Below are 22,880 nucleotides of genomic sequence, written 5' to 3'. Positions count from 1 at the left end.
CTGCGGCAATTATCTTAGTTCGCTGCCGGCAGAACAAGTCAGACTACCGGCTACAAAATAGTTTATTTGTTGCTGACATAATAAGCAATATGTGGTTGTGAAGGATTTGAGGTATGGGAAGTTTGAGTAAGTAATATGTGGACATACGACCGATTGGGTGTGCGAAGGTTGTGTATAAAACGTCGGATAAAAAGGGGATAGGTTATGAGTGATGTAGTGATTGATGTGAAAAACGTTACGATACGTTTTAATATGGCATCGGAAAAGATTGACAATTTGAAAGAGTATTTTGTCAAATTGGTCAAGAGAGAGTTATTATTTCAGGAATTTTTGGCGGTAAAAGATGCGTCTTTTCAGGTGCATAAAGGAGAAGCATGGGGGTTGGTCGGTTCCAATGGATCGGGGAAGTCGACTCTTTTGAAGGCAATCTGTGGAGTGTTAAAGCCGTATAAAGGAGAAATTATCCGTAATGGGAATATTTCCCCGCTTTTGGAATTGGGAGCCGGGTTTGACCCGAATCTGACCGCTCGTGAGAATATTTTCCTGAATGGAACAATATTAGGACATTCAATGGAATATATGAGACAGCATTTCGATGAGATCGTGGAATTTGCGGAGTTAGAAAATTTTCTTGATGCGCCGATCAAAAATTTTTCTTCCGGAATGCGTGCAAGACTTGGTTTTGCGGTGGCAACGGTCGTAGACCCGGATATTTTGATCGTGGATGAGGTACTTGCTGTGGGGGATTATGCTTTCCAGCAAAAGTGCTTGAAGAGAATGTCAGAGATGTTAGACGGCGGAACAACACTGGTCTTTGTATCCCATTCGATCGATCAGGTTAAGAAATTATGCGATCACGCGGTTTGGATTAATAAAGGAACAATCATGCAGACAGGAGATGTCAATACGGTCTGCGACGCCTATATGGCATCACAAACCGTGAAAGCTTCCTCTCTCCAGCAATAGAAGATCAGCAATATCATGCTGCACCAGAGACCGGCAAACATCAGATAGCTGCTGATCGACATATAAGGTATTTGCTGCTCTTGGTAAACCTGCAAAAACAGATCATAGGGAACATTTCCGGCGTCAAGGTGCAATGAGCCGGGATAGTTGCCAAGCGTTTTTGACAGCCGGAATCCGAAGAGGATCCCATCCCCCTTGGAGGCATCTGATGCAGAAATCTTTAGCTCATAACGTGTGTTTTTCTTTGGCTTCTGCACTGGAATAGAAAGCGTAATATAATTATCGGATATGGCTGTGTGATCCAGATTAGTTTGATATAACGTTTGGCCGTTTTGCAGCAAAGTCAGGGCATAGTTTGAATCTGTACCATTTGCCTTAGCACGGATCTTCAGTGTGTTAAACGCATGACGTGCATAAAATGTCTGTGAGATTGTTGAAATGTTCGTTTGCTCCATATTTATAAACCGTGAAAAATGCTCTGTATGAACATTTACAGAGTATTTTTTTTGTGTGACGGGCTGTACGGTAAAGGAGGAAAAGGCACATAACGTAAGAAAAATCGTGACAGACAGGCACATAAGCATTGTCTGTCGTACGCGTTTGGCAGGTATTGCTCCATGTTGGAACGACTGGGCGGCTTGCACGCCATCCGCTGACAAACATAGCAGGATCGGGATAAAAGGAATGCTGTATTCTGCTTTTGCTTCCCAGAGAAGATAGAATACGATGCCGCCAAATACAGTAAGAACCACAGGAAATAGTGGATCCTCTAATCGTTTGCCGTGTTTGGACAATAGAGAGACCGCAGCAAGCAGCATTGTTGCAAGACGAAAGGCCTGACAGTATACGATCATGAAATCTGTCTGTTCGCTGTCAAGCAGTGTTAATGGCTGGACTCGATCATTTTCGCCGGTGCGCAGAAAATAGCGGGCAGAACCATCGCCCCATGTCACAGCAAGTTTGCGCAGGCTGTGTCTGGTAAGTCCGGAAATTCCATAGTCCATTAACCGTTCTTTGATCTTGCCAAGATTGGCGTGCACTTTTTGGGACTTCGTCTGGAAACTTTGCGTATACTGTTCCTCTTCGAGCTGAAAGGTTCCATCGGCTGACAATCCCATCATGAGCCAATGGGTGGCAGGAAAGTTGCCGGAACGTTCCGGGGCATAGTAGTGTGCGGTGTAGCGGATGCCGCAGAAACAAAGGACCCAAAGAGCACAGAGACATATTCCGGCGATCAATTTGCAATATAACGGATGTTGGCTTGGCTGTGCATGACGTTTGCGCTGAACGAGCCCCCGGATGCTCTGGATCAATAGAAGGGCAATCGTCGGGATCAGAATGGTTGGGCGCAGGTAAAGACCAATAATACTGCATATTCCGATAGCCAGCCGGCAGAGCCATCGGTACCCCGGTTGATATGTGTGGCGTGATCTTGCATAGAGATATAGGATCCCTGTCATAAATGGCAGTGACCAGGTACAAGTGTAACTCCAGTGTATAAACAGATAGTTTAATGGGTTAAGTACGCACAGCAGTAAATACGTGGATGTAAGATCTTTGCGGCAGCAGTTGATGAAACGGTACCCAAACCAGATAGATACATCAATGAACAATACATTCAATATGCCGAAAGCGAGTATGTCATCAGATATCGATAGTAGGTTCAATAATTTGTAAAAAACTACACACAAAGTCAGAAAGAAATAGTTGTTTCCATAATCAATAAAGTAGTGTGTTTGCGTATTATAGTTGATCTGTTGATCGGTGCCATTCGCAATGGCGGCTGCCTGATCGCGAATAATATAGGCATCCGTGATCTGCACTGGATGTAATGCAAATAATACGATCATCTGCAAGGTAAAAAGTAATGCGACGAGCAGGATGGTCGTAAGATATTTGCTGCGGACAGAGTGATTTGTCAGTCGGTACCATGTGATGCTGCCGATCATCACAACGAAAGCGATCACCCACACGAAAATCTGCGGATGGTCAAATAGTTTGTAAAACTGTGTGGCGTGACTGTTTAAGGTCATGCCTGCACAGTAGCAGAGGATTGTGAGTAAACCAAGAAACAGAAGGCTTACAGCACGTGAAAAATAATAGTCGATATGTTTCATAATAACCGTCCATTCTTTAATAAATTTTTTTGCCCTGTCTGCGACGGATCCTATCGCGGACATCTTTACAGTACCAGGCGTATCCGCGGTAGATGGCACGGAAAGGCAGTGAGGATTTTTTCATGGAAATCTCGAGGTCTTTTGTATGAAAAGAGTTTCCACGCATCCAGTTTATGATCGTTTTGCAAGTGATCGGCGGAGCATATTCTTCGCTTTTTTCGCCAAGCGCGACAGAGTCCTTTAGGTTCGAGAAGACGTTCAGCAAGATGGGATCTGTCGTATCCGGGCTAAAGTAAGCAAGTCCGAAATTGTATAACAGTCTGCCAACGGTTTCCTCGTCTTGTAATTGTAAGGACAAAAAGTCATGGCAAAATGTCGGCAGATATGTTTCGAGTGCCGCATGCAGTCTGACATTGTTATTGTTCGGTGTGAGTACCGGTTTCCAGACATTCTCTGCACGCTCATAGCGTTGTACTGTTTCGTAGGGAACATTTGCAAAAATGCTTTCCACAAAAACAAGAGAATGCATATTGGAAGAATAGTTGTATCGAATGGAATGTCCTACCGTCGGGTAAATAGAGCGGACGTAATACATCGGCGTATCAATGGTATATCCGACTGCTTCACTGAGAAGTCTGGTCAGACAGTCCTGTGTATAGCCACGCCCCCAGTATTCGATAAAAGCAAAGGATTCCTTAAAAGTAATCTCTTGTTGTAAATAAGCAATCACAGCGCTTCTTTTTTGAGCAGCTATTTGAAGTAAATAGTCTCGATAAGCGGAGCTGTTTTTCAGTATGCCACATATTTCCTGCATAAATTTGACGGAGTATCGTTTTGCATGTTTTACATAGCCAAGCTCCGGGAAGAAACGGTCGAAATCCGCCTCTGTAAGACATAGAGCTGATAACAGCCCGGTAAAGGACTGGATCCCCATCAGACTGCCGTATTCGCTAAAAAATTCTTCGTCAACATGATCAATAAAGGATGGGATCCGCCAAGCTTTTCTGGATCCGTAAATATATTTGGTGCGGATGGAATATCCCTTGGAGGCGATCACTTCATCTGCAATCTGTTTTAGATAATGTCCGTCACGGGAAATGAAATACAGTGTCCGGTAACCCTGCTTGACGGCATGTGATACGGCATGCACTACGTAAGGGACGAGATAGAGTGCCGCATAGCAATAGGCAAACTGCTCTTCCGGGGCGGGATGCGTAAGGCGGAAAGATTGTATCTGCTTAGCAACACAGCGAAACTCATAGTGGCTGCTGTAATCTGCCAGACGTTTTTCATATGGCGTCCATTCCGGAACTGGTATCGGTGCAGTCTGTATGCCGAGCATTTCCGGCTGTACCTGATCAGCAAATCGGTTATCGCCGATATGGATCCACTTTTCGTAGCAGTAGTCAAGATCCGAATATACGTGCAAAAACAGTTTGCGGGTTGTCTTTTGATGTCCGACTTCACTGGATACATACAAAGGAAGCGTTGCTAATAGTGGATCTGCTTTCTGAAGCAGCTTTACGATCACTTCCTTAGGCAGATACATATCACTGATCAGAACAATGTCGTTTCCCTCTGCAATATATTTTTTGAGTAAGGAAATCTGTGGCACAAGCGGAATACCGGCTTCAAGTTCTCCTTCAATCTCCCATTGCATTAACTGATCTTTCTGCATATCGTCAAGACCATACAGTGCTGCCATGTGGTCAAAGATTTCTTTAAACTGAATCTCAAAATGATCATCGTTGCGCAGCAATACAGACTTTTTGTAGTATTCACGCACATTCTGCTCGCACTGCTGTCTGACGTCAGAATAATTTGTCAGCAGATATGGCGGGAAGTCCACCGTGCCGGTGCACATTTTGCTTTGCACATAACTAAAAATCGTCGCTGGATAGAGGCACTTGCGCGAGATGAGTGTGTCAAATATATCAAAGCTGTACAGCGTTGGAAGCTGGCGCATCAAAGGAGTAAATTGAAGTGCGCGTTCTATAATGATCTCGCAGGCATTTTCGTTGGAATACGACCAAAATAAGTGGTTTAATCGGTCGAGTTCTTCGGCCGGTGATTCCGTCAATGTTTGCAATGCCTGCAGCAACTGTTCAAAGTTCGTTGCGATCTCGCCACAGGTCATTTCTTTGACGTCAAATACAAAGTCGCGGAGCTCTTCTTCATCACCGTTTAGATAGCGGATAAACTTTCGGACGCCGCGTGCCATAAAGTCATAAAAGATGGAAGAATAGTCGATGATCGCCGCATCGACATCCTCAAAAATTTCATAAATATCGTTGGCATTATCCCAAAATAACAGGTTTGGGCAATGTTCATACTGTGCTTTTACCTGTAGATATTCAGTATCTTTTTCTACTAAAGGATGCATTTTGAGAACCAGTAATATATTTTCTTCCTGCAAAACCTGCGTAAGTCTGTCCATATCCGGAATCGCAGCTTTGATAAAGTTTTCTTTGGCGTAATCTCTGTAGGTCGGTGCATAAACTACGATACGTGCATCGTCAGAAAGCCCTTTTATGGCACGTATATCATGTGGATAAGTGCAGACCGGATCGGTTACGGTACAGCGTGGATAGCCGGCGCGGATCAACAATTCTTCATCAATGCCGCATTGTTCCATAAAGTGTTTCTCCATCAATTCAGAGGTCACTAAGAAGAGCTGCGCATTTTTGTAGATACGGTTGTTGCGGATATATTTTTTGGCAATGCGTTCCTGTAGAAAGCCGCCGGTTACTTTTCGTTCAATACTTTTGCAGCCAACACCATGCCACAAATTGAGTATCGTGATCCCCTCTAATTCCGGCTGAAAAACTTCTTTACACATTTCGACGACATAAACTCCGGCTTCCTTCATAATAGTTTTGCCGGCGGTGGAATCAAAAAGGCAGGCCTCATAGCCGAGCCGTTTCACATAGTTTCTGACATCTTTGTGGTAGCACATCCATACAGTGCGAATGTCCGGGTGATGTCTGCGGATATATTCAAACAGCCATTTTGGGTTGCCGCTGTAGCTGTTTCCGGCATTAAAGATCCATATGTGTTTATTTCTTGTCATGGTGTTTCCCTCCAGAGTTTTTCCTTGGTGTCATCGTATGTGTTAGTATCACATCCGTCAGTCGTTCGCAGGCGTGTCCTGTTTCAAAGGAGCCCATCTGCTCAAAATGTTTGTGATAGTTGTCTTTGTCGTTCCAAACAGCATATTTAGCCGGGATCTCCTGTAAAGAGCGGATCTTCGTGTAGGGCCAGCTTTGCGGCGAAACGAAAAATCCACGATCCGACTGCTCATAAGCTTTGATAATATCCTGTAAAACAAAAATCGGACGGTCGGTCAGCGCATAGTCCCACATACAGGACGAATAATCGGTAACTAACATTGCAGCTGCAAGGAGCAACGGCTGTATATCGTCGTAACGGTTGCCGTCGATAAAAAGTTCATTTGTTGTATCGCAAGAGGCCGGAGCAAAATGGTGTGTACGGTACATAAGTACCCATCGCTTGCCGGTTGTATTCGTAAGATCAGATAGGACCTGCTTCCAAGCGGTGATATTTGCCGTTAATGAAACCAGATCGTCTCTGTCCGGCAGATTTGCTGCAAAACTGGGCGCATATAGCAGGATCTGCGTGTCAGGGTCAAGATGATAAAATTCATAAACCTGTCGTAGTGCCATATCCGGGTCCTGCCAAAAAATATCATTGCGCGGACTGCCGATCTCCAAAAAACAAGCCGCAGGCAGATGGAACGCTTCGGTATAATTCGTCGTGCATTTACGGCAGGAGGAGACAAAATGATCCAGTCTGCCATACCATTTACGAAAATGTCGTGCCATTTCTTTACTTTCCGCACAGGTACTTATGCCTACCTTTTTGTAGGCACCGCCGCCGTGCCATGTGCTTATAAAGATCTGACCGGGCTTTTTGATCAGATTTTCATCGACCATATCGTTGGTAATAAAGATCTTTGTTCGGATAAAAGTTCGAAAATATTGGAAACTTCGTCTTCCGCATATACGGACGCCGGGAAGTTGTGGAAGGTTCTCCGGATATTCGGTAACCCAGATGAGATCCCACTGGCCGGGATGATTTGCTTCCAAATAGCGCAATAACGCACCGGGGTTACAGACATAACCACTGCGGTGGTGTGCATAGAGCATGATACGGTTCTTTTTTAGGGGAACCGTAAAATATAGAATATATTGACACATTCGTGCAATCCACATTTTTATCTTTAACAGCATACCGTTTGTTCGTACCCCTTTTTCCTTAATAATGTATTTAAAGTGTATCATACCGGATATGGAAAAGCAAAACGAAATTGTTCCCTTTTCAAAAATGATGAAATGCAGTATACTGTTCTTTGAAAGATTTGCATAATAGCAGCAGGCATATGGCAGATTCCGTGAATCTGCTGTTTTGGCATGCAGAATGGAGGACAACATGAACGTATTAGTGACAGGTGGAGCAGGCTACATTGGAAGTCATACGTGTGTGGAACTTTTGGAGGCAGGACACCAGGTGATCGTTCTTGACAACTTGTATAATGCCAGTGAAGAGGCATTAAACCGTGTTCGAGAGATTACCGGCAAACCGGTTAAGTTCTATAAGGGAGATATTGCAGATGCTCCGTTGTTAGAGAAGATCTTTGAGGAAGATAAACCGGATGTATGCATTCATTTTGCCGGCCTTAAAGCAGTGGGAGAATCCGTAGAGAAACCGTTAGAGTATTATCAGAATAACATTGCCGGAACGTTAAATCTGCTATTAGTGATGCGTAAATATAATATGAAAAATATGATCTTTTCTTCTTCGGCAACCGTATATGGTGATCCGGCGTTTGTGCCGATCACAGAGGAGTGTCCGAAGGGACAGTGTACCAATCCTTATGGCTGGACGAAATCGATGTTAGAGCAGATATTTATGGATCTGTATCGTGCGGATAATGACTGGAACATTATCCTGCTCCGTTATTTCAATCCGATCGGAGCACATAAGAGTGGTAAAATGGGAGAGAATCCAAATGGCATCCCGAACAATTTGATGCCTTATATTACACAGGTGGCAGCAGGCAAGAGAGAGAAACTTGGTGTTTTCGGCAACGATTATGATACACCGGACGGAACGGGAGTTCGTGATTATATCCATGTTGTAGATCTTGCCAAGGGTCATGTTAAAGCAATCGATAAGATCCAAGAAGATTGCGGTCTTAAGATTTATAATTTGGGAACCGGTGTCGGATACAGTGTATTAGATATTGTGCACAATTTTGAAAAAGCGACTGGCGTTAAGATCCCATATACGATCGAGCCGAGAAGAGCAGGTGATATCGCGACCTGTTATTGTGATCCGTCAAAGGCAGCTAAAGAGCTTGGCTGGAAAGCGGAGAACGGCATCGAGGAGATGTGTGCGGACTCCTGGAGATGGCAGTCAAATAATCCAAACGGTTATGATAAATAAAATCCAATCCGTGTGGACAGAAATGGAGAAATTATGAACGACAATGATCAATATTCTTTGCGTGGAAGAGTGTTTAATAAATTGAGGGAGGACATTCTTGCAGGGAATTATGAAGAGAACTGTGAACTGAAAGAAGCGGCGATCAGTAAAGAGTTGGGTGTTTCCAGAACACCGGTACGAGAGGCGCTTCGTCAATTGGAGTTAGAGGGCCTGGTTTCAATCATTCCGAATAAGGGGGCTTATGTCAAAGGTATTACAGCGAAAGATATTTATGACATTTATGTGATGCGCTCTTACTTGGAGGGACTTTGTGCCAAATGGGCTTGTGAGCATATTACGTTAGAGCAGTTGGAAGAGTTAGAGGAGATTGTTTATTTAAGCAAGTTCCATATTGAGAAAGAGCATTGGGATCAGATCTTTGAATTAGATAACCGTTTTCATCTGCTACTATATCAGGCATGCGGCAGTAAGGTATTAGAACATATTTTGACGGATTATCACCATTACGTAGAGCGAGTCCGTAAGAATACGCTGTCGTCCAGAGAGCGTGCCTCTAAGGCAGGCGAGGAGCATGGAGCTATTTTAGAAGCACTCAAGAAAAAGGATGAGGAGACGGCAGAACGTCTTGCCAATGAGCATATTTTCCGCTCCTTAGCCAATATTAAGCATCAGGGACTTGATAAACTAATGAAAAAGCACAGCTGATGAGCAACAAATACGAAGCAGGACAAAAAGGAAGGAGTTTATGAAGAAGTACGATCCATATAAAAGGCTGATCTTGTTTATAGCCTCATTCATAAATATTTTATTGCTCTGCCTCTTATTTGCTGCAGGCTGGTATCGTTATTATGCAGGTACGATGTATGTGATTACATTTTACCGTAGAGGACATTACGTGGTGATCGCCCTCTATGGTATGATGCTGTTATTCTTTTCTAATATGTATGGCAGCTTAAAGATTGGGCAGTATCGCCGAATCGAGGTATTATTGTCCCAATTTTTGAGTTTATTGCTAACGAATATCTTGTTTTATTTTATTATATCACTGTTAGCGTTTGGTTTTGTAAATCCGTTCGTTTTGTGCCTGATCATGGCAGCAGAGATGGTGGTGACAACACTTTGGAACTCGTTGGTGATCTATTTTTACAATTCAATTTTTCAACCCTGGAAATTACTGTTGATTTATGGTGAACGTTCCGCTAAGGATCTGATCTATAAGGTCGAGACGAGACGGGATAAATATGCTATTTATGATTCGATCAATATTGCGGAGGGGATGGAAGCGATCAAGCAGAAAATGCAGGACTTCCACGCTGTTATCATAGGCGATATTACGGCAGAGTGCCGTAATGATCTGCTAAAATACTGTTATATGTGTGAAAAAAGAGCGTACGTTGTACCTAAATTATCCGATCTGATCCTGATGGGGGCAGAGAGGATCCATGTCTTTGATACACCGTTCTTGTTGTCGCGGGGATATGCGTTAAGTTTTGACGAAAGACTGCTTAAGAGACTGTTAGATCTGGTATTGTCGTTTGTACTGTTGGTTGTGACCTCACCAATCCTGGTGCTCGTTAGTGCAGCTGTGAAGCTTTGCGATGGCGGGCCGGTCTTTTATCGACAAGTGCGTTGTACTAAAGATGATCAGTTGTTTACGATCATTAAGTTTCGAAGTATGGTGGTGGATGCAGAGAGCAGTGAAGGACCGGTACTTGCATCCAGGCATGATGACCGTGTTACGGTGGTGGGTCGTTTCTTACGGGCAAGCAGACTCGATGAACTTCCGCAGTTGTTTAATATTTTGAAGGGGGATATGTCCTTTGTGGGTCCAAGACCGGAACGGCCGGAGATGATACAGGCGTATGAGCGTGATATGCCGGAATTTCGCTTTCGAACCCGCGTAAAAGCAGGACTGACGGGATACGCACAGGTGTATGGCAAGTATAATACATCGCCATATGATAAGTTGAAATTGGATCTGTTTTATATTGAAAATTATTCTCTGTGGCAGGATATCAAGCTGATCCTTATGACATTGAAAACAGTATTGAAACCATCTGCTGCTGAGGGGGTTCCGGGAGAACAGCCGGATCCCGGGACACAGAGTGGAAGGACACCGGACAAAGGAGGAACAGGCAGATGAGTGCAAAGAGATCAAACCAAAAGGTTACACAGCAGAAATATCCGATGTTGTATTTGATTCCATTGATCGCAGTATTAGCGGTCATTCCGGCATTATTATATGAATGTGATGTGAATACCGGTCTGACAAAATATAACTGGTATACCGGTTCGCAGACAACGATCGATTTCTTTTTGTATGTGAAAGCAATTTGGCTTTACGTGACCTTTGGTGTTATGTTGTTTCTGACGTTTTATATGGTTTTTAGCGAAGAAAAAAAGATATCATTACATAAAGCGTTTATGGCGCTCCTGGTCTATGGCGGTCTTTGCCTTGTGGCAGCCTGCTTGTCGGTGGACCGGGCAAGATCATTTCGGGGGATTTATGAACAATATGAATCAGTTTGGATGTTGTTAGGCTATGTACTGTTGACAATATATGCGTATGTTCATTTGCAGGAGGAGCGTGCAGTCAAAAGGCTGCTTCCGTGGTTTGTGGCCGGTATTGTTGTTTTGACAGCGTTTGGAGTGTGTCAGGCATTCGGCGTGGATCCGGTTGCGTGTAGGACATTTCAAAAGTTGTTTATCACCAATTCCGATCTGATCGGTCATGTGTCGCTTAAGTTTGGTAAAGGACGGACCTATATGACGCTGTACAATCCGAATTATGTAGGTTTTTATGGTGTATTGACGATCCCTTTGCTGATCGCACTGCTTGTCGTTGCACGAAAATGGTGGCATAAGATGGGATATGCCATTCTCATTGCAGGACTGTTCTTGTGCGTTTTTGCATCGCAGTCTCGTGCGGGAATGATTGCACTGGCAGCAGGTGGGATTTTGCTTGCACTGCTTTTGCGCAAATATCTGTTTCGGCGTTGGTATATCGCTGCCGGTGTGATCGCTCTGGGTGTGGCTGCCTTTGCGGGAGTTAATGCTTATAACCACAATGTGTTGATCACACGAATGCAGGGGATGTTTCATGCAGAGCAGGAAAAGTACGCACTAACAGCGGTCGAGACGGATCGCGATGTGATTTTTACGATGAATGGACATGAGTTACATATGGCTTTGGAGGGAAAAGAAGCAGATGCCGGAGTTTTGCTTACCGATGAAAAGGGAACGAAAGTCACTGCCGGCCCGGCAGATGACTCTCAGGAACGGCAAGTAGATGATCCCCGTTTTCCTGTGCGTGTCGGAACGATATCCAAAGAGTCGTTTCATGGATTTTATGTCGTGACTTCGCGTAAAACGATGGTAGATGGCAAAGAACAGAATGAACAAAAAAAGTGGATCTTTACAAATGAATTGGTTAAAAATGATAACCGATATTATGTTGTGGCGGGGGGAAATGCTTTGTTTCGTATGAAGAAAGCGAAAGAGGGATTCTCTTATTTGGAAAAACATTACTCGTTAGCGAATAATCGTGGATATATTTGGGCGAAAACCTGGAATCTGCTGAAAGCACATCCGCTCTTAGGAACGGGACCGGACACTTTTTTGATCGCGTTTCCAAACGATGACCTGGTCGGTCTGTATAATTCCGGACACAGCGGTGAAATGATCAGTAAACCGCACTGCCTGTATTTGCAGATTGCGGCTCAGACAGGGATCCCATCTCTGATCGCTTTTTTGACCTTTGTGTTATGGTATGTGGTATCCTCGATCCGTCTGTTTTGGAATGCTTCGATGCGTGGATATCTGCCGAAAATAGGTGCTGCACTTCTTGTCAGTGTGATCGGTTACCTGATCATGGGATTATCCAACGATTCCTGTATCGCAGTAGCCCCGATCTTTTTTGTGCTTCTTGGCATGGGAGTGGCCGTTAATCACACACTAAATGATCAGCAGGACACCGAGGTTGCGTAGCAGACCACTTTTAAGAAAATGATAACGTAAGATCAAATAACGTCTTGTAAACCAATTTGCGGATGGAAGACCGGCAAAGAGGGATACGAGGCGTTTTTGCGTCTCCGTCAGCTGATCGTTATAGATCGTCAAAAAGACTTCTGCCTGCTTACAAGTGTCATAGAGTACTTGTCGCTGTGCCGTCAGATGCTTTACACGGTTTGTGATATAATGCGACCGGGAACTGCCGCCGACAACATTGCCGGTATGCTGGCGGTATAATAATAACGGTTCATCCAGATAAATAATGCGTCCAAATGCCGAGGCGATCAATGCGATCCACCAGTCATGCATACGAAGGCCGTCCGGTACCGTATCGGTTAGCTTATCGCGCAGCGCGCGGTTAAATAACATTGTACAGCCGATCAGTTTATTTTCCATCAATAAATGGGCCACATCTAAAGCATCTGTGTGGTAACCGCTCATCTGTTGGAAAGATGGATGCAACTGCTGCAGGGAATCATCGACAACACGAGCATCACCAAACAGAGCAATCGGAACATTTGGGGACTGTGCTTCCGCCAGCTTTACGGCTTCGACAGAATGAGCAATCTTTTCCGGAAGCCAGACATCATCCTGATCGCAGAACATATAATAATCTGCATCCACTTGCAGGCATCCGTTCAAGAAGTTATGGATCACGCCCTGATTCGTTACATTGCGGTGATAAAAGATCTTTGACGGATACTTATCTGTGTAGGATTGGATCACGGCCGCAGAACGGTCTGTAGAGCCGTCGTCAAAGATGTGCAGAACAAAGTCCTTTTCTGTATTGGAAAGCAGCGAATCAATCTGTTCATTCAGATAGGTTTCGCCATTATACACTGCCATTATAATTGCAATCATGTGTTCATCTCCATTTCTGTATACTCCGGTCTGACGCATTTTGGCAGGCATCAAAGGCGGATATACACTGTTAAAATTATGCAAGAATAATGTAACAAATGATGGCGCTTCCGTCAAATCTTAGCATGGAAAGGCATGGAAATTAAGGCCTCAAACTTCCCATGCCGGAAGTTGTTGCATAAGCAATATGTTGTTGTGGAGGATTTGAGGTATGGCAAGTTTGAGGCAATGATTTTTGTCGAAAAAGATTGCATTTTTTTGTGAATTCTGTATAATAGGAAAAGTTGTGTAACGATTAAATGTTAGAAATGAGGTAATTATGCAGCATAAAGAATCGCTGATGTATGTAGTGATGGGGGTCAGTGCTACAGTATTTAATTGGGGGATATATTCTTTACTGGTTACATTTTTGCCAATGGAATTAGCGAATGCGGGTTCCTTTGCAATGACGCTTATATTTGCGTATGTAACCAACAAAATATACGTATTTGAGAGCAGATCTTGGGGAATGAGACGTGTATTGCGTGAATTTTGTGCATTTGCAACAGCGAGAGGCGTGACAGGTTTGTTAGAGATCTTTTTGCAGCCGCAGTTGTACCAGATGGGAATAGATGGTGCATTGCTTGGCGTAAAAGGATTGCAGGCAAAGGTTGTGGTTTGTTTGACGTTATCCATCGTGAACTATTTTAGTACCAAACTGATTTTTTTGAAAAGTTCACAAAAAACACTTGACGAATACAAAAAAGCATGATATTATCTATATCGTTGTGACAACACAAGACGCATTAGTGGCGGAACGGCAGACGCAACGGACTCAAAATCCGTCGGGGGTGACCTCGTGAGGGTTCAAATCCCTCCTGATGCATATATTTACGAAAAGGAAGCCGATGGCTTCCTTTTTTTGTTAATTTATAGGAAACTGCTTATAGTGTGGCGTTATGCCACCAAGAATTGCTTTAGCAATTCTTGCAAAGCAAAGCGCTGGCTTTGCTTTTTTAATAGGATTAAGGTGTCAAAGGGTCTTTTATCCTAATAGAAAATTGCTGATAGGCAGTATAAACTTTTCAATACCTGCGGGAGGCAAACAGTATGAAAAGAAAAATGTGGAGCTGTATGGAAACGCAGAAGCATGTCATCCCTTTTATTGATGATCAGTTGAGCATATCGGATCTGGATGCTTTTTTGTATCATATGGAGCATTGTCCGGATTGCAAGGAAGAGTATGACGTATACTATACGCTGTTGATGGGAATGCGTTTTTTGGAAAGCGATAATATGAGTGCGTTGAAAATGGATTCCGAGCAGAAACTGCTGTCTGCTGAGGACTACCTGTATAAATATAAGATTAAATTTATTGCAAAGATCCTGTGCTTTGTGTTGTTGTGCGTTGGCATGATCTTGCAATTGTAGATGATGGAGAAAGCTTATGCGTGAAAAATTAGTATTGATCGATGGACACAGTATATTAAACAGGGCGTTTTACGGACTCCCGGATCTCACCAATTCGGAAGGGATGCATACGAACGCCGTTTATGGTTTTTTGAATATTATGCTCAAGATCCTGGAGGAGGAGAAACCGGATTATTTTATTGTTGCTTTTGATGTGAAACATCCGACGTTTCGCCATGAAATGTATCAGGAGTATAAGGGCACCAGAAAGGGGATGCCTGACGAGTTAAGAGAACAGGTGCCGGTGATCCAGGATGTGCTTCGTGCTATGCATGTTCCGCTCGTGATGCAGAAAGGGTATGAGGCAGATGATCTGTTAGGAACTTTGGCCCGCAGAGCGGAGAGCAATAATATGGATGTGTCGCTCGTGTCGGGAGATCGTGACCTGCTGCAGCTTGCGTCGGATCGTATTATGATCCGTATTCCAAAGACGAAGCGGGGGGGAACGGAGATTGAAAATTATCATACGCAGGACGTGATCGATAAATACGGACTAAAGCCGGAGCAGATTATTGATATGAAAGGTCTGATGGGAGATTCTGCAGATAATATTCCGGGCGTACCGGGTATCGGAGAGAAAACTGCTGTCAAGATCCTGACAGCTTTTCCAACAGTGGAAGCGGCCTATGAGCATTTGGAAGAAGTTGAGCCAAAGCGTGCAAGAGAATTGCTTCGTGCAAATCCGGAACTTGCCAAGCTAAGCAAGCAACTTGCCACGATCAAAACAGATTGTGAGATCGATGTCACATTGGAGGACGCAAAACTGGAAAATCTCTTTACGTCGGAGGCATTTGAGTGGATCAAACGTTTGGAGTTAAAATCATTATTTTCTCGTTTTGACAGTGAGACAGTACAAAGTGTTGTGCCTGATTTTGAGCAGTTTACACAATGGACCACGAAGAAAGAATGGAATGCTGCTGTAGATCATGTATGCAACCTTGCACCGGAGGCTGTCGGCGTGGCGTTTTTAGGAGATCCTTGGATAGGTGCCGGAGCGGCCCGCAAACGTCAGAGCAAAAAAGGCGGCGGACAGATGAGCCTGGTCTTTACGGAAGACAGCGTAGAACTCGGGATGGAACAGGAAGACGGCGAGGAATATGGTTTCATTGGCTTTTCGTTGTCTTATTATGAGGGAGAAGATTGTCATACCGGTTATATTCTCGTTTCTGAAGAAGTGACTGGAAATGATATATTAGATGGCTATCATAGGCTTGAGAAAAAGGGTTCTGAAATTTTATTATTAGATTGGAAAAATGCATTACACCTGACGAAACCGGTGGAGGTGCGGACATATGGGATTGAGCCGGCAAAGCAGCATGGATTTGCGTTGGATACGAAACAGGAACGCAAAAAAACGTTTGCCAGTCTGCGCGACCTGGGTATCGGAGCGTATTTGTTAAATCCGCTGAAGGATACGTATCAGGCAGATGATATTGCGCGTGATTATCTTCATATGACATTGCCATCCTATCAGGAATTGTTTGGCAAAGAGACGTTAGCTGCGCAGCTTGCGCGGATAGATGAGGAAGAGACGGCAAAACGCCTCAAATCCTATTTCGGCTATTTGTCCTGCATTCCATTGATGGCGTGGGCAGAGATGAAAAAGCAGTTAGCGGCAGAGGGAATGTTAGGCTTGATGGAAGAAATTGAAATGCCGACGGTATACTATCTGTTTGAAATGGAACGACTCGGTGTGCAGGCAAATGCAGAGGTCTTGAAAGAAATGTCTGAACTGTTGGAACGCCGCGTTTTGGCATTGGAGACAGATATTTACGATCTTGCCGGAGAAGAATTTAATATCAATTCACCCAAGCAGCTTGGCGTGATCCTATTTGAAAAGCTAAAGCTTCCGTTTGCCAAAAAGACCAAGACCGGCTATTCAACTTCGGCAGATATTTTGGAAAAACTTCGTACGGAAGATCCGATCATCGATAAGATTTTAGAGTATCGTCAGGTCAGTAAATTGAAGTCTACGTATGCAGATGGATTGCCGGTATTTATAGAGGAAGATCATCGTATCCATGGCAAATTTAACCAGACGATCACCGCAACTGGCCGTATCAGCAGTACAGATCCGAACCTGCAGAACATTCCGATCCGTATGGAGCTCGGCAAACAGCTTCGTAAAGTCTTTGAACCAAAGTCCGGATTCCTGTTTTTGGATGCGGATTATTCACAGATCGAACTGCGTGTGTTAGCGCATATGTCGGGCGATGAGCATTTGATCGAGGCGTATAGACAGGGGCAGGATATTCACCGTGCTACGGCCTCCAAAGTGTTTCATACGCCGTTTGAGGAGGTGACGGATCTGCAGCGCCGTAATGCCAAGGCAGTAAACTTTGGTATCGTGTATGGTATCAGCGCGTTTGGTCTTAGTCAGGATCTTTCCATCTCGCGCAAAGAGGCGGATGAGATCATTCATAAATACTTTGAGAGTTATCCGGCGATCAAGACATTTTTGGACGAATTGGTCGCAAAAGCAAAGGATACCGGATATGCACAGACAATGTTTGGCAGACGCAGACCCGTGCCGGAGCTTAAATCCAGTAATTTCATGCAGCGTTCTTTTGGGGAACGCGTTGCCATGAATTCGCCGATACAGGGGACGGCAGCAGATATTATTAAGATTGCGATGATCCGTGTTGCAGAGCGTTTGCAGGAGGAACAGTTAGAATCCCGCATTGTGCTGCAGGTGCATGATGAACTGCTGGTAGAAACGAAGATCGAGGAAAAGGAGCAGGTGAAGAGGATCTTAGAAGAAGAGATGCCGCTTGCCGCACAGTTGCAGGTGCCGTTGTCTATTGATGTAGAAGAAGGAAAAAATTGGTACGAGGCACATTGATATTCGGGAAGAGGGTTAGATATGTACGTAATTGGAATTACAGGGGGCGTGGGAAGCGGGAAATCGTATGCTGCGCATCGTTTGCAGGAAAAACTGGGAGCAACACTGCTGATCGCCGATGAATTGGGGCATGTTGTTATGGAACCGAGAAGAAGTGCTTATTGTCAGATCGTAGAGCATTTTGGACAAAATATCGTCTCATCGGACGGCTCGATCGACCGGGCAGCATTGGCAGAGATTGTTTTTTCGGATGCGAGAGCTCGTGACTGGCTTAACCAGGTGATTCATCCGGCGGTGATCGAATATATTCGGGATACGATACGTCAAAATCGTACCCGTTCCGGTATTTTGCTGATAGAGACAGCATTAATGTATGAGACCGGATGTGACAGTTTGTGTGATGAGGTATGGCTTGTTTATGTACCGGAGGAGGAGCGGATCCGTCGTTTGGCATCGGACCGCGGTTATTCTGAACAGAAATCAAAGGCGATCATCCAAAGCCAGATTTCGGAAACATTGCTGCGGGAGAAAGTACAGCGCATTGTTCCAAATGATGGAACAAAAGAAGATCTGGAGCGGGCACTGGATGCGTTGCTTACAACCCTTGATACCACTGCATTAGGGAAGGGTTGATAAAGGCTTCACACAGACAACCGGCAAACAGCAGGCAGATAGAGAGTAGGAAAATGGGCAGTCCTTGTAAGAGGGACTGCTTTTTTGCTTTCTGATCCCTGATCTGCTGCAGCATATTGATGAGCAGCAGATACGCCGGTATATACAACAGGCAGTGAGGCAGCAGAAAGCAGAGAAAATCAAAAAATCCACTGTGGACATTATGAGTTAGGCAAAATGAGAGCAAAAGTCCGCAGCGAAAGCCGGTATAGAGACAATAGAACGTCAAATAGAAAACCCATGCATTGGTCAGTGAAAAAAAGCACAAAAGGAAGAGCTGTTTGAACTGTGTTGAGGTACATAGCCGGAATAAGGAGGGATAGTGGATGGATTTTGTATCCAAAGCAAGCAGTATTTGTTCAAATTCAGCATTAATATCGGCAAACAATTCCGTGCGCAGCAGATGCCCGAGTACCGCACCAAGCACCAAGCTGATTCCGCAGCACAGGATAATTCGAAAGATGATCGCAGACTGATTGCAATTATTTGATTTTGACATAAATTTGGTCATAATAGTCCTGCTTTCTGTTCTGTTTTTGAAATAGGATCAAGATATCAATATAAATGTATGGCAGGACTGAAGGGAATATGAATACAAACATGACAGAGAAAGAGGGTCGTGCAAATCATACGTAAATGGCTTGCAAAGTGTTGCAGAAAAATTTGTAAAAAACGAATTTTAATGTGTTATCACCGGGAAATTGTGGTATACTTTCGGTGTATAAAATAAGAGGCATAAGGATAATGGAGGGTTAAAATGAGAAAAACAAAAATTATTTGTACATTAGGACCGGCATCGGATAGTGATGCAGTATTAGAGCGCTTGATTCAGGAAGGCATGGATGTTGCAAGATTTAATTTTTCTCATGGGACGCATGAGGAGCAGAAGAAACGTCTCACAAAATTGCGTCTGCTGCGTGAGCGTTACGGCAGACCGGTTGCGACATTGTTGGATACTAAAGGCCCGGAGATTCGTGTAAGGGACTTTAAAGATGGTGCGATCACATTGCAAAAGGGCGATGAGTTTGTGTTGACCGGACGAGAGGTAGAGGGTGATGAACATATTGTAACTATTACGTATCCTGAGTTGGTTAGTGATGTCAAAGTCGGACAGCGTATTTTGATCGATGACGGCTTGATCGAGATGACAGTCAAAGAGTTGACAGATACAGATATTATCTGTGATGTCAATAATGGCGGCAAAGTGTCGAATCATAAAGGGATCAACGTTCCGGGCATTCATTTGAGTCTGCCTTATATTAGTGAAGTGGATAAATCCGATCTGTTGTTCGGTATAGAAGAAGATGTAGATTATGTGGCAGCATCTTTTGTGCGTACTGCAGAAGATGTACAGCAGATCCGTAAATTGCTCCAAGAAAATGGTGGGGAACAGATTAAGATCATTGCCAAAATTGAGAATAGAGAAGGCGTGAACTGCATTGATGAGATCATCGAGGTTTCTGATGCAATCATGATCGCACGAGGAGACATGGGCGTGGAGATTCCGACAGAGGAAGTGCCTGTCATTCAAAAAATGATCATAAAAAAAGTATATGAAGCCGGTAAGCAGGTGATCACGGCAACACAGATGCTTGATTCCATGATCCACAATCCGCGTCCGACAAGAGCGGAGGCGACCGATGTTGCCAATGCGATCTATGATGGTACCAGTGCGATCATGTTATCGGGCGAGACGGCAGCCGGTTTGTATCCGGTGCAGGCATTACAGATGATGGTGAGGATCGCCAATCGTACAGAGAGCGATATTGATTACCGTAAACGCTTTTTCCAAAGATCGCGCAAAGCAGATCCGGATGTAACAGATGCAATCTGTCACGCAACCTGTACAACAGCACATGATATTAATGCCAAAGCGATCATTACCGTTACCAAATCGGGTCGTTCGGCACGAATGATTTCCAAGTACCGTCCGGCTTGTGATATCATTGGCTGTGCGATCACGGACAAAGTGTATCGTCAGTTAAATTTATCCTGGGGCGTCACTCCGGTACTTCTGCAGGAGAAAAAAGACGTATTTGAATTGTTTGAACATGGTACGTGTGTATCACGTCGTATGGGGTTAGTCGACAGTGGTGATACGGTTGTATGTACTTCCGGAGTGCCGGTGGGAATTTCCGGAACGACCAATATGATCAAAGTACAGACCGTTATATAAAGAACATGCCGGCAGCTTTACGTCTGTGGCGAAAGAGAACGTGAAGAATGAGAGATAAGAATGAGATTTTATATTGCAGACTGCCATTTTGGACATGACAAGGTAAGGCTGTTAGACGGTCGTCCGTTTGCATCTGTTGAGGAGATGGATGAGGCAATGATCGTTCGGTGGAACGAGCGTGTCCGGAAGAAGAAAGATGAAGTGGTGATCTTAGGAGACCTTTGTTTGGGTAAAGGAGAGCAGGTGAATGAGCTGCTGCATAAACTGAATGGTAAAAAGTATTTGGTGACAGGGAATCATGACCGGTTGTTTTTGCGGGACAAAAAGTTTGATCCGTCACTTTTAGAATGGGTCAAGCCCTATGCAGAGCTTAAAGATAATGGGCGCAAGCTGGTACTCTGCCATTATCCGATCATCTGTTATAACGGGCAGTATCATGGTGATTCTACATATATGCTGTACGGGCATGTTCATGATACACCGGATTATAAAAATGTGCTGCGTTTTCAGAGAGAGTCCACAGAAATAACCTACCATGCGAAAGGGCGCGGGGCTTCTGTGGGAGAAGAGCGGCATTTGCCTTGCAATCTGATCAATTGTTTTGCAGGATTTTCGGATTATTATCCGCTGACATTGGAAGAATGGATTGACAAGCAAAATAATTTTTGCTATGATGTCAAAAGATGCGAAGAAAAGAAGAAGTAGTACATGGGGGAGACCTACAGAGAATAGCCGGTTGCTGAGAGGCGTTAGGATAGAAGCCTGTATGAATACATCTTGGAGTAGCGGATTGAAGAGAGGATTTTGATCCTTTTGGTAGATTTAGCCGGTGATGCACCCGTTATCGTGCAGGGATATAGAGGTATCCTGCTAAGGCAGTATGTGTGAGCATATTGTAAAAAAAGGTGGTAACACGATTTCATCGTCCTTTTGTCGTTGACAAAAGGACTTTTTTCTTTGCATAAAAAAGTCATAAAGGAATAAAAAAGGAGAGAACAACATGAGCGAAAAGATGACAGTGTATGATGAATTGGTTGCCCGTGGCTTGATCGCACAGGTGACGGACGAAAAAGAGATCAAAGAGATGATCAATGAAGGTAAGGCGGTTTTTTATATTGGATTTGATCCGACGGCAGACAGCCTTCATGTAGGACATTTTATGGCTCTTTGTCTGATGAAACGTTTGCAGATGGCAGGCAATAAGCCAATCGCATTGATCGGTGGCGGAACAGCTATGATCGGTGATCCAAGCGGGCGTACCGATATGCGTCAGATGATGACCAAAGAGACGATTGCACATAATGTAGACTGCTTCAAAAAGCAGATGAGCCGTTTTATTGATTTCTCAGATGATAAGGCATTGTTAGTCAACAATGCAGAATGGCTGTTGGATCTGAATTACGTAGAAGTGCTGCGTGAAGTTGGTGCCCATTTCAGTGTAAATCGTATGTTAACGGCAGAGTGCTATAAACAGCGCATGGAGAAAGGACTTAGTTTCCTGGAGTTCAACTACATGATCATGCAGAGCTATGATTTTTATGCCTTGTTCCAGAAGTACGGATGTAACATGCAGTTTGGAGGAGATGATCAGTGGAGCAACATGCTTGGTGGAACGGAATTGATCCGTCGTAAGCTGGGCAAAGATGCTTATGCAATGACGATCAATCTGCTGCTCAATTCCGAAGGCAAAAAGATGGGTAAAACACAGTCTGGCGCTGTATGGCTTGATCCGAACAAGACCAGCCCGTTTGATTTTTATCAATATTGGAGAAACGTGGGAGATGGTGATGTGCTTAAGTGTCTACGCATGCTCACATTCCTTCCGTTAGAGCAGATCGAAGAGATGGATGCCTGGGAAGGCAGCAAGCTAAATGAGGCAAAAGAGATCTTGGCATTTGAGCTTACCAAGTTAGTACATGGTGAGGAAGAAGCTGTTAAAGCACAGGAAGGAGCGCGTGCACTCTTTTCCAGCGGAAACGCAGCACAGATGCCGGAGACAAAGCTGGTCGATGAAGATTTTGAAGATGGTAAGATCGGCATCTTGAAATTAATGGTTAAAGCCGGTCTTGCAACATCTAATGGTGAGGCAAGAAGAAATGTCGAGCAGGGCGGTGTTACGATCGATGGTGAGAAAGTGACCGATGTTCGCATGACACTTACGAAAGAGCAGATCAGTGCAGAAGGCATTGTTGTAAAACGTGGTAAAAAGAAATTTATGAAGGTGCTTTGTGACTAAATTTAATTCCATGAAAAAAGGCTGGGAGAATTATTCTCAATGGCATTAAGTTAAGGCTAATTATGAGAGAAGTTGGTATCTTTT

Annotated in this window: 17 protein-coding genes, 1 tRNA gene and 1 other annotated feature; of the genes, 13 read left to right on the top strand and 5 right to left on the bottom strand. The window is 44.1% G+C overall.

Translation table 11 applies throughout. The annotated features are described in order from the left end of the window. Positions 1-204 precede the first annotated feature (204 nt). On the top strand, positions 205-966 hold the full coding sequence (locus tag DXB73_RS13770) for an ABC transporter ATP-binding protein (RefSeq protein ID WP_022024609.1): 762 nt from the start codon (positions 205-207) through the stop codon (positions 964-966). Here the strand turns inward: DXB73_RS13770 and DXB73_RS13765 are convergent. Genes DXB73_RS13765 through DXB73_RS13755 form a run of 3 tightly spaced genes read right to left on the bottom strand, consistent with a single transcriptional unit; the run spans position 921 to position 7,300 of the window. After that, positions 921-3,083, bottom strand: coding sequence for a hypothetical protein (locus tag DXB73_RS13765; protein ID WP_118691503.1), 2,163 nt, complete (start codon positions 3,081-3,083; stop codon positions 921-923). The genes DXB73_RS13770 and DXB73_RS13765 overlap by 46 nt on opposite strands. Before the next feature lie 16 nt (positions 3,084-3,099). Further along, positions 3,100-6,153 carry a CDP-glycerol glycerophosphotransferase family protein gene (locus tag DXB73_RS13760; protein ID WP_118691502.1) on the bottom strand — a complete coding sequence of 1,018 codons (3,054 nt, stop codon included), beginning with the start codon at positions 6,151-6,153 and terminating at the stop codon, positions 3,100-3,102. Continuing rightward, positions 6,140-7,300 carry a CDP-glycerol glycerophosphotransferase family protein gene (locus DXB73_RS13755; RefSeq protein WP_182448358.1) on the bottom strand — a complete coding sequence of 387 codons (1,161 nt, stop codon included), beginning with the start codon at positions 7,298-7,300 and terminating at the stop codon, positions 6,140-6,142. The genes DXB73_RS13760 and DXB73_RS13755 overlap by 14 nt, the downstream gene beginning before the upstream one ends. A gap of 232 nt (positions 7,301-7,532) precedes the next feature. Here DXB73_RS13755 and galE point away from each other — a divergent pair, with 232 nt between their 5' ends. Genes galE through DXB73_RS13735 form a run of 4 tightly spaced genes read left to right on the top strand, consistent with a single transcriptional unit; the run spans position 7,533 to position 12,536 of the window. Continuing rightward, a complete protein-coding gene (gene galE / locus DXB73_RS13750; RefSeq protein WP_022025668.1) occupies positions 7,533-8,549 on the top strand; it encodes a UDP-glucose 4-epimerase GalE in 1,017 nt (338 codons plus the stop codon). A 33-nt stretch (positions 8,550-8,582) separates the two neighbouring features. Continuing rightward, positions 8,583-9,254, top strand: coding sequence for a GntR family transcriptional regulator (locus DXB73_RS13745; RefSeq protein WP_118691500.1), 672 nt, complete (start codon positions 8,583-8,585; stop codon positions 9,252-9,254). Between the two features lie 40 nt (positions 9,255-9,294). Further along, a complete protein-coding gene (locus tag DXB73_RS13740) occupies positions 9,295-10,692 on the top strand; it encodes an exopolysaccharide biosynthesis polyprenyl glycosylphosphotransferase (RefSeq protein ID WP_118507173.1) in 1,398 nt (465 codons plus the stop codon). After that, complete coding sequence (locus DXB73_RS13735; RefSeq protein ID WP_118691499.1) at positions 10,689-12,536, top strand: O-antigen ligase family protein; 1,848 nt, start codon at positions 10,689-10,691, stop codon at positions 12,534-12,536. The genes DXB73_RS13740 and DXB73_RS13735 overlap by 4 nt, the downstream gene beginning before the upstream one ends. On the opposite strand, the gene DXB73_RS13730 is transcribed toward DXB73_RS13735, so the two are convergent. Next, positions 12,504-13,421, bottom strand: coding sequence for a glycosyltransferase family 2 protein (locus DXB73_RS13730; protein ID WP_182448357.1), 918 nt, complete (start codon positions 13,419-13,421; stop codon positions 12,504-12,506). The genes DXB73_RS13735 and DXB73_RS13730 overlap by 33 nt on opposite strands. A gap of 319 nt (positions 13,422-13,740) precedes the next feature. Here DXB73_RS13730 and DXB73_RS13725 point away from each other — a divergent pair, with 319 nt between their 5' ends. From DXB73_RS13725 to coaE, 5 genes are all read left to right on the top strand, one after another. Further along, a complete protein-coding gene (locus DXB73_RS13725) occupies positions 13,741-14,172 on the top strand; it encodes a GtrA family protein (RefSeq protein WP_118507176.1) in 432 nt (143 codons plus the stop codon). A 31-nt stretch (positions 14,173-14,203) separates the two neighbouring features. After that, a tRNA-Leu gene (locus tag DXB73_RS13720) sits at positions 14,204-14,286 on the top strand. A gap of 224 nt (positions 14,287-14,510) precedes the next feature. Then, a complete protein-coding gene (locus DXB73_RS13715) occupies positions 14,511-14,831 on the top strand; it encodes a zf-HC2 domain-containing protein (RefSeq protein ID WP_118691497.1) in 321 nt (106 codons plus the stop codon). 16 nt (positions 14,832-14,847) lie between these two features. After that, positions 14,848-17,712, top strand: a complete 2,865-nt coding sequence (gene polA, locus DXB73_RS13710; RefSeq protein WP_118691496.1) for a DNA polymerase I — start codon at positions 14,848-14,850, stop codon at positions 17,710-17,712. 21 nt (positions 17,713-17,733) lie between these two features. Further along, complete coding sequence (gene coaE, locus DXB73_RS13705) at positions 17,734-18,345, top strand: dephospho-CoA kinase (RefSeq protein ID WP_118691495.1); 612 nt, start codon at positions 17,734-17,736, stop codon at positions 18,343-18,345. Here coaE and DXB73_RS13700 read toward each other — a convergent pair. Further along, positions 18,308-18,895 carry a stage II sporulation protein M gene (locus DXB73_RS13700; protein WP_118691494.1) on the bottom strand — a complete coding sequence of 196 codons (588 nt, stop codon included), beginning with the start codon at positions 18,893-18,895 and terminating at the stop codon, positions 18,308-18,310. The genes coaE and DXB73_RS13700 overlap by 38 nt on opposite strands. A 246-nt stretch (positions 18,896-19,141) precedes the next feature. Here DXB73_RS13700 and pyk point away from each other — a divergent pair, with 246 nt between their 5' ends. From pyk to tyrS, 3 genes are all read left to right on the top strand, one after another. Beyond that, the gene (gene pyk, locus DXB73_RS13695; protein WP_118691493.1) at positions 19,142-20,560 is read left to right on the top strand and encodes a pyruvate kinase; all 1,419 of its coding nucleotides are present in this window, start codon (positions 19,142-19,144) and stop codon (positions 20,558-20,560) included. A gap of 60 nt (positions 20,561-20,620) precedes the next feature. Further along, the gene (locus DXB73_RS13690; protein WP_118691492.1) at positions 20,621-21,265 is read left to right on the top strand and encodes a metallophosphoesterase; all 645 of its coding nucleotides are present in this window, start codon (positions 20,621-20,623) and stop codon (positions 21,263-21,265) included. Next, positions 21,240-21,493: a binding site (T-box leader), on the top strand. Its footprint overlaps the gene before it by 26 nt. Positions 21,494-21,572: 79 nt before the next feature. Then, a complete protein-coding gene (gene tyrS / locus DXB73_RS13685; protein WP_118691504.1) occupies positions 21,573-22,796 on the top strand; it encodes a tyrosine--tRNA ligase in 1,224 nt (407 codons plus the stop codon). Positions 22,797-22,880 lie beyond the last annotated feature (84 nt).

Source organism: Clostridium sp. OM05-6BH, from assembly GCF_003481635.1.
Classification (GTDB): Bacteria; Bacillota; Clostridia; order Lachnospirales; family Lachnospiraceae; genus Butyribacter.
Note: the sequence above shows the minus strand (reverse complement) of the source record. Positions and strands in the feature narration are given on the sequence as shown.